At 69.5% G+C, this 6,253-nt stretch carries 7 protein-coding genes; 4 read left to right on the top strand and 3 right to left on the bottom strand.

Annotation, left to right across the window (positions count from 1 at the left end; all coding sequences use genetic code 11):
• Positions 1-4: 4 nt before the first annotated feature.
• Both fae and VMR86_15000 read right to left on the bottom strand, forming a co-directional pair.
• Positions 5-511, bottom strand: coding sequence for a formaldehyde-activating enzyme (gene fae / locus VMR86_15005; GenBank protein ID HTO08353.1), 507 nt, complete (start codon positions 509-511; stop codon positions 5-7).
• A complete protein-coding gene (locus VMR86_15000; GenBank protein ID HTO08352.1) occupies positions 511-1,308 on the bottom strand; it encodes a 2OG-Fe(II) oxygenase family protein in 798 nt (265 codons plus the stop codon). The genes fae and VMR86_15000 overlap by 1 nt, the downstream gene beginning before the upstream one ends.
• A gap of 43 nt (positions 1,309-1,351) precedes the next feature.
• Here VMR86_15000 and VMR86_14995 point away from each other — a divergent pair, with 43 nt between their 5' ends.
• The 4 genes from VMR86_14995 (at position 1,352) to yghU (ending at position 5,492) form a co-directional block, all read left to right on the top strand.
• Positions 1,352-2,203 (top strand): LLM class F420-dependent oxidoreductase, encoded by an 852-nt coding sequence (locus VMR86_14995; protein ID HTO08351.1) that lies wholly within the window; start codon positions 1,352-1,354, stop codon positions 2,201-2,203.
• Positions 2,204-2,258: 55 nt separating this feature from the next.
• Entirely contained in the window at positions 2,259-4,004 is a 1,746-nt protein-coding gene (locus tag VMR86_14990; GenBank protein ID HTO08350.1) for a hypothetical protein, read from the top strand.
• Between the two features lie 255 nt (positions 4,005-4,259).
• Entirely contained in the window at positions 4,260-4,640 is a 381-nt protein-coding gene (locus tag VMR86_14985) for a VOC family protein (GenBank protein ID HTO08349.1), read from the top strand.
• Between the two features lie 9 nt (positions 4,641-4,649).
• On the top strand, positions 4,650-5,492 hold the full coding sequence (yghU, locus tag VMR86_14980; GenBank protein HTO08348.1) for a glutathione-dependent disulfide-bond oxidoreductase: 843 nt from the start codon (positions 4,650-4,652) through the stop codon (positions 5,490-5,492).
• A 4-nt stretch (positions 5,493-5,496) separates the two neighbouring features.
• Here yghU and VMR86_14975 read toward each other — a convergent pair whose 3' ends face one another.
• Positions 5,497-6,075, bottom strand: coding sequence for a hypothetical protein (locus tag VMR86_14975; protein HTO08347.1), 579 nt, complete (start codon positions 6,073-6,075; stop codon positions 5,497-5,499).
• Positions 6,076-6,253: the final 178 nt, after the last annotated feature.

Here is a 6,253-nt window from a genome sequence, read left to right as displayed (position 1 = left end):
GGCCTCAGCCGCGCGGCGTGAAGAACGGGTTGTGGGGCAGGGCGCGCGCTTCGAGCACGCGGTCGAGCGAGGGCTCGTGCGCGTGGCCGTTCTCGAGCGCCGCGCGCGTGGCGGCGCGGTTGTTCTGGTACACGGCCTCGGCGTCGCGCGCCGCGGGGTCGACCCACACTGCGACAATCAGCACGAGCTCGTCGACCTCCGCGCGCGGAATCACTCCGTCCGCCACCGCGTCGGCCACGCCGCTCGCCACTCCGGCCTGCGCCGCGCCCCAGGTCAGACCCGCGTGCGAGTCACCCGCGACGGCCGCCTTGTTCACGAACAGAGTCATCGGCTTCGCGGGCAGCCCGGGCCGCACCACGGCGATGAACGGCGTGTGTCCCGCGGAAGGCGTGGCCAGCGCCGTGGCCCAGGCCGCGCCCACCGGCCCCGAGCGCGGCCCGAGCACGGTGTTCACGTGCGCCGCCTCGGCGCCTTCGCCGACGAAGCTCTCGCCGATCTCCATCGCGCGCATCAGGGCAGCCGCCCGTAGCGCACGCGCTTGAGCAGGGGGGAGCTGTCGGTCCCCGGCTTCGTGTCGTAGGCGAGCAGCGCCACCCAGCGTGGCCGCGTGCCCCGGATCGGCGACACGCGGTGCAGTGACCGCCGCCCCTCGAACACCATGAGCGTGCCGGGAGTCATGGGAATGGTCGCGACCGCATCGCCGCCGTTCCCGCGCAGCACCTCGCGCACCAGGTCGTAGCGCTCGTCGCCCTCGCTCCGGAGCAGCGGCACACACTCGAAGTCGCCGCCCGAGACACTCGACTGGATCGCGATCGACACGACGAAGTCGGTCTGGTCGTAGTGCCAGTGCAGCTCGTCGCCTTCGCTCATCGAGGCGAGATTCAGCGCCCCGAACGGGTCCGCGTAGCGGAAGATGCGCTCGCGCCCGAGCAGCACGCGCACGAAGTCCATGAGCGCGTCGCTCTCGTAGAGCGCGCGCAGTGCGCTGTCGGCGGGAAACAGGTCGTACGCCACCGCGGTGAGCGCGGTGCGCTGGAACGTGCGGCGCGGGTGGTCGTCGGGCAGGTCGGCGGGCGGCAGCTCGATGTAGGGCGTGCCCGGGACCTCGGAGAAGTGGCCGAGCTTGGCGAGCGACTCGCACTCGCCGCGCAGCCCCTCCAGCGCGTCGGCGCGCAGGAAGCCGGGCAGCACGGCCATGCCGCGGCGCGCGCGCTCCTCGTGCGCGGCGCGCACCAGCTCGCGGCCGCGCGCGGAGTCGAGCTGGAACAGGGGATAGCGCTCGAGGTCGATCAGCGATTCGGCCGCCATGGCGGCCAGGATACTCCAGCCCCGACACGGGTACACTCGGGGCATGAAGATCGGCGTCATGTCCTTCAACACCGAGTACACCATCCGTGCGGACCGGCTCGCGAGCGCGCTCGAGCAGCGTGGCTTCGAGTCACTCTGGCTGCCCGAGCACACGCACATTCCCATTCCGCCCGACGGCGTGGTGAAGAGTCCGCTGGGCGAGGAGCTGCCGGTCGAGTACCGCCACATGTCCGATCCGTTCGCGGGCCTGGCCGCCGCGGCGGCAGTCACCACGCGACTCACGCTGGGCACCTGCATCTGCCTGATCAACCAGCACCACCCGATCGGCCTGGCCAAGCAGGTCGCCACGCTCGACCAGCTGTCGGACGGCCGCTTCGTCTTCGGCGTGGGCGCGGGCTGGAACGTGCCCGAGATGCAGAATCACGGCGTCGAGTTCGCGGACCGCTGGCAGCAGGCGGTCGAGCGCGTCGCGGCGCTGAAGGCGATCTGGACCCAGGAGCGCGCGAGCTTCGAGGGCCGCTGGGTGCGCTTCGGCCCCATGTGGCAGTACCCCAAGCCCGTGCAGAAGCCGCACCCGCCGATCGTGCTCGGCACGCTCGACACGCCCTTCGGCCGCGAGCAGGTGGCACGCCACGCCGACGGCTGGCTGCCGCTCACCTTCAACGTGAGTCACACCAAGCGCAGCATCGACGACGTGCGCGCGCGCATGCGCAAGCACGGGCGCGACGACACGAAGCTCGCCGTGTCACTCCTGTTCCTGGAAGAGAAGGACCAGACCGCCGACGCGCTGCGCGCCGCGCAGGACCTGGGCGTGGAGCGCGCCATCCTGCGCCTGCCGGTCGAGCCCGAGGCCCGGGTGCTGGCGTTCCTCGACCGCGCAGCTCGCGTGCACTAGATACGCAACGAGCCACTCGTTCCGGGCCCCGGGTGACCCTGATATGCTCGCCGCCATGCGCACCCTTTTGGCCGCGATCTTCCTGCTCGCCGCGAGCGCCGCACACGCGAGCTACACCGCCGCGCTGAATGGCTCGACGCTCACGATCACCGGCGACAACAAGAGCGACAAGCTCGCGATCCGTCTCGATCCGAACGATGCGACGAAGCTCGACGTCGACGTGAAGATGGACGGGAAGCCCGAGTTCACCTTCGACCTCGCCACGTTCGACTCGATCACGATCTCCGCCGGCGGCGGGAACGACACGGTGCTGGTGGACGAGAGCAACGGCTCGTTCACCACCAAGACGATCGTGATCGACGGCGGACCGGGCAACGACACACTCACGGGCGGCTCCGGCAACGACTTCTTCATCGCCGGCGACGGCGACGACTTCGTGAACGGCCGGCGCGGCGACGACACGCTCCTGCTCGGCGCCGGCGACGACGTGGCCGTGTGGAGCCCGGGCGACGGCAACGACATCATCGAAGGCCAGGACGGCAACGACATACTCGAGTTCCACGGCGCGAACGTCAGCGAGCGCTACGAGATCTCGCCCAACGGGGGCCGCGTGCGCTTCACCCGCGACGTGGCCAACATCACCATGGACCTGCACGGCGTGGAGGAGCTCGACCTCTCCACGCTCGGCGGGATCGACAACGTCCGCGTGGACGATCTCACCGGCACCGGCCTGGCGCGCGTGAACGTCGACCTCGGCGGAACCACGGGCGGCGGCACCGGCGACGGCGCCGCCGACACGATCGTGGTGGACGGAACCGCGGGCCCCGACGTGGTGAGCATCGGCGCGACCAAGGGCGTGCTCGAAGTCGAGGGCCTCGCCACCGCCGTGCGCGTCACGAACGGCGAGCTCGCGAACGACGTGCTCGAGTTCGTGGCCAGCGGTCCCGACGAGATCCACCTGCTCGGAACGAAGTCACCCGACACCATCCTGATCGCGCCGTCGCCGCTCGCCGGCGCCGTGCGCACCACCGCCGACCGCCTGCCGATGATGGTCGACGTGGCGAACCCCGGCAGTGAGCTCATCGTGTTCGGGCTCTCCGGCAACGACGTGATCACTGCCTCGAACGGCCTCGCAGGGCTGGGCATCGGGCTCGAGCTCGACGGCGGCCCGGGCAACGACACCCTCGTCGGCGGCGACGGCAACGACACACTGATTGGCGGGCCGGGCAACGACACACTCGTAGGCGGCCGCGGCAACGACCTCGTGAGGATGGGCACGGGCAACGACACCGCGGTGTGGAACCCCGGCGATGGCAGTGACACGATCGAGGGCGAGGGCGGCAACGACACGCTCGATTTCCACGGCGCGAACGTGAGCGAGAAGATCGAGGTCGCCTCCAACGGCTCGCGCGTGCGCTTTACGCGCGACGTGGCCAACATCGTGACCGATCTCGACGGTGTCGAGCAGATCCTCTTCCACGCGCTCGGCGGCAGCGACCTCGTGACGGTCGATGACCTTGGCGGAACCGACGTGAAGACCACGACCGTCGACCTCGGGGTGGGAGCCGGCGCGGGCGACCTGGCCGTCGACACGGTGGTGGTGAACGGCACCTCCGGCGGCGACGGCATGCACATCGGCGCCGACTCGAAAGGCGTGTTCGTGAACAAGAAGGGCGGCGGGGTGCGCATCGCGCACGCGGAGCTCATCGACGAGCTCGTGATCAACGGGAACGGCGGCGCCGACAAGATCCAGGTCGGGCCGAAGGTGGCGCCACTCATCGGGGTCACGATCAATCCCTAGTCGGCCTGTGAAACAGGCCACAGTGAAGCGATCGACAGCGGGCCCGCGGGGTGGCGACTTACGCTCGTGACGAATCCAGCGAATGGAGGTTCGTCATGCGCACTCTCAACGCCCTCGCGATCGCGTCCCTGCCGCTGAGTCTGTTCCTGCTGCTGCTGACCGGCGGATGAACGCAGCGAGCGAGCTCGGCCCGATCAGCGCGCCACCCCGCGGCCGTGCTCTAATCGCGTGCACCCTTACAAGGAGAAGCACGCGGTGTTCAGCCACATCATGGTCGGCGCCAACGACATCCCGGCCTCGAAGAAGTTCTACGACGCGGTTCTGGGGGCGATCGGAATCGGCCCCGGAAGCATGGACGACAAGGGCCGGGTCTTCTACGTGACCAAGACCGGGGTCTTCGCGATCACGAAGCCGATCGACGGCGCTCCCGCGACCGCCGCGAACGGCGCCACGATCGGGTTCGCGGTCGACTCGCCGGAGAAGGCCAAGGCCTGGCATGCCGCCGGGGTGGCGAACGGCGGGCGCGCCATCGAGGATCCGCCGGGCGTGCGCGAAGGCGGCATCGGCAAGCTCTACCTCGCGTATCTCCGCGACCCCGCGGGCAACAAGATCTGCGCGCTGCACCGCATGCCATAGGCGCCCACCATGAGTGATTCACCGGAGTACGTTCCGCCCAAGGTCTGGAAGTGGGACGCGCCCAGCGGCGGGCGCTTCGCCAACATCAATCGTCCGATCGCGGGAGCCACGAGCGAGAAGGAGCTCCCGGTCGGGAAGCACGCCCTGCAGCTCTACTCACTGGCGACGCCGAACGGCGTGAAGGTCACCGTCATGCTCGAGGAGCTGCTCGCACTCGGCAAGAAGGAAGCCGAGTACGACGCCTGGCTCATCAACATTGGCAGCGGAGACCAGTTCGGGAGCGGCTTCGTCGCCGTCAATCCGAACTCGAAGATCCCGGCGCTCCTGGACCGCGGCACCTCGCCGCCGACGCGGGTCTTCGAGTCGGGCGCGATCCTGGTCTACCTGGCCGAGAAGTTCGGCGCGTTCCTGCCGAAGAATTCCTCGCCCCGGGCCGAGTGTCTGTCGTGGCTGTTCTGGCAGATGGGCAGCGCGCCGTATCTCGGCGGCGGCTTCGGTCACTTCTACGCCTACGCGCCCGCGAAGTACGAGTACCCGATCAACCGCTTCACCATGGAGGTGAAGCGCCAGCTCGACGTCCTCGACCGCAATCTCGCCGAGCGCCACTACCTGATCGGGGACGAGTACACGATCGCCGACATGGCGGTGTACCCGTGGTACGGGGGCCTGGTCACGCAGAATCTCTACCAGGCCGAGGAGTTCCTCGAGGCCAAGTCGTACAAGAACGTGGTGCGCTGGGCGGAAGAGATCGCGCAGCGCCCCGCGGTGCGACGCGGCCAGCGCGTCAACAAAGTCTGGGGACCCGAAGCGGAGCGCGTTCCCGAGCGACACTCGGCGAGCGACCTCCGCTGAGCGGTCACTCGCCCCGGCGGCTCTTCCAGCCGAGCTCCCAGCGACACACCGCGCCGCCCTCGGCGCGGCACGCCGTGTGTCTCACGCGGACCTCGTCGAGCCCCTGCATGGCCATGCGCTCGGCCTGATAGCCGGTGAACGTGCCGCAGATCTCGCGCGCGGGCAGCGCGAAGCCCACCCACTCGAGCACCGCACGGCCCGAGCTGCGCTCCACCACGTTCATCTGCCCGGTGTCGTACATGGCGCCGAGCAGCGTCGCCGCCGCCTTCCGCCCGGTGTTCTCGCGCAGCCGGCTGTAGATGCCCGACATCTGCTCGCGCGCCGACTCACGTCCCATCGCTTCGTAGAAGTTACGCGGGTCACGCGGCGGATTCACCGCCAGCTTGTACGCCACGCGCAGCAGCGCGAGATAGTCCTCGAGCGGGTACCACGACGCGACCACGATGCGCGCGTCGAAGTAGTGGTGCAGGCTCGCAGGCAGGAGCGGCCGCGCCTTGGCCGGGTCGTCCTGGATCCCCTTCACGAGCCCAGCCATCACGGTGCCCTTGGCCTTGCCCACGCCGCCCCCCTGGTGCCTACCCATCGGAGCGGAGGCAAGGATCCTTGCAGGAGTCGGTGGCGGCGCGGATGACCCGCCTGGCGTCTGTCGAGCAGCCGGTAGAATCCTTGCCATGAGCGAGTCGAAAAGCGTGCCGCCCGACCATCCAGGAGTCTGGTTCCCCCCGCCCTTGATCTACGTGCTGTTCTTCCTGGCGGGGCTG

This window comes from Myxococcota bacterium (assembly GCA_035498015.1).
Lineage (GTDB): Bacteria > Myxococcota_A > UBA9160 > SZUA-336 > SZUA-336 > VGRW01.
This window is presented reverse-complemented; position numbering and strand designations above follow the sequence as displayed.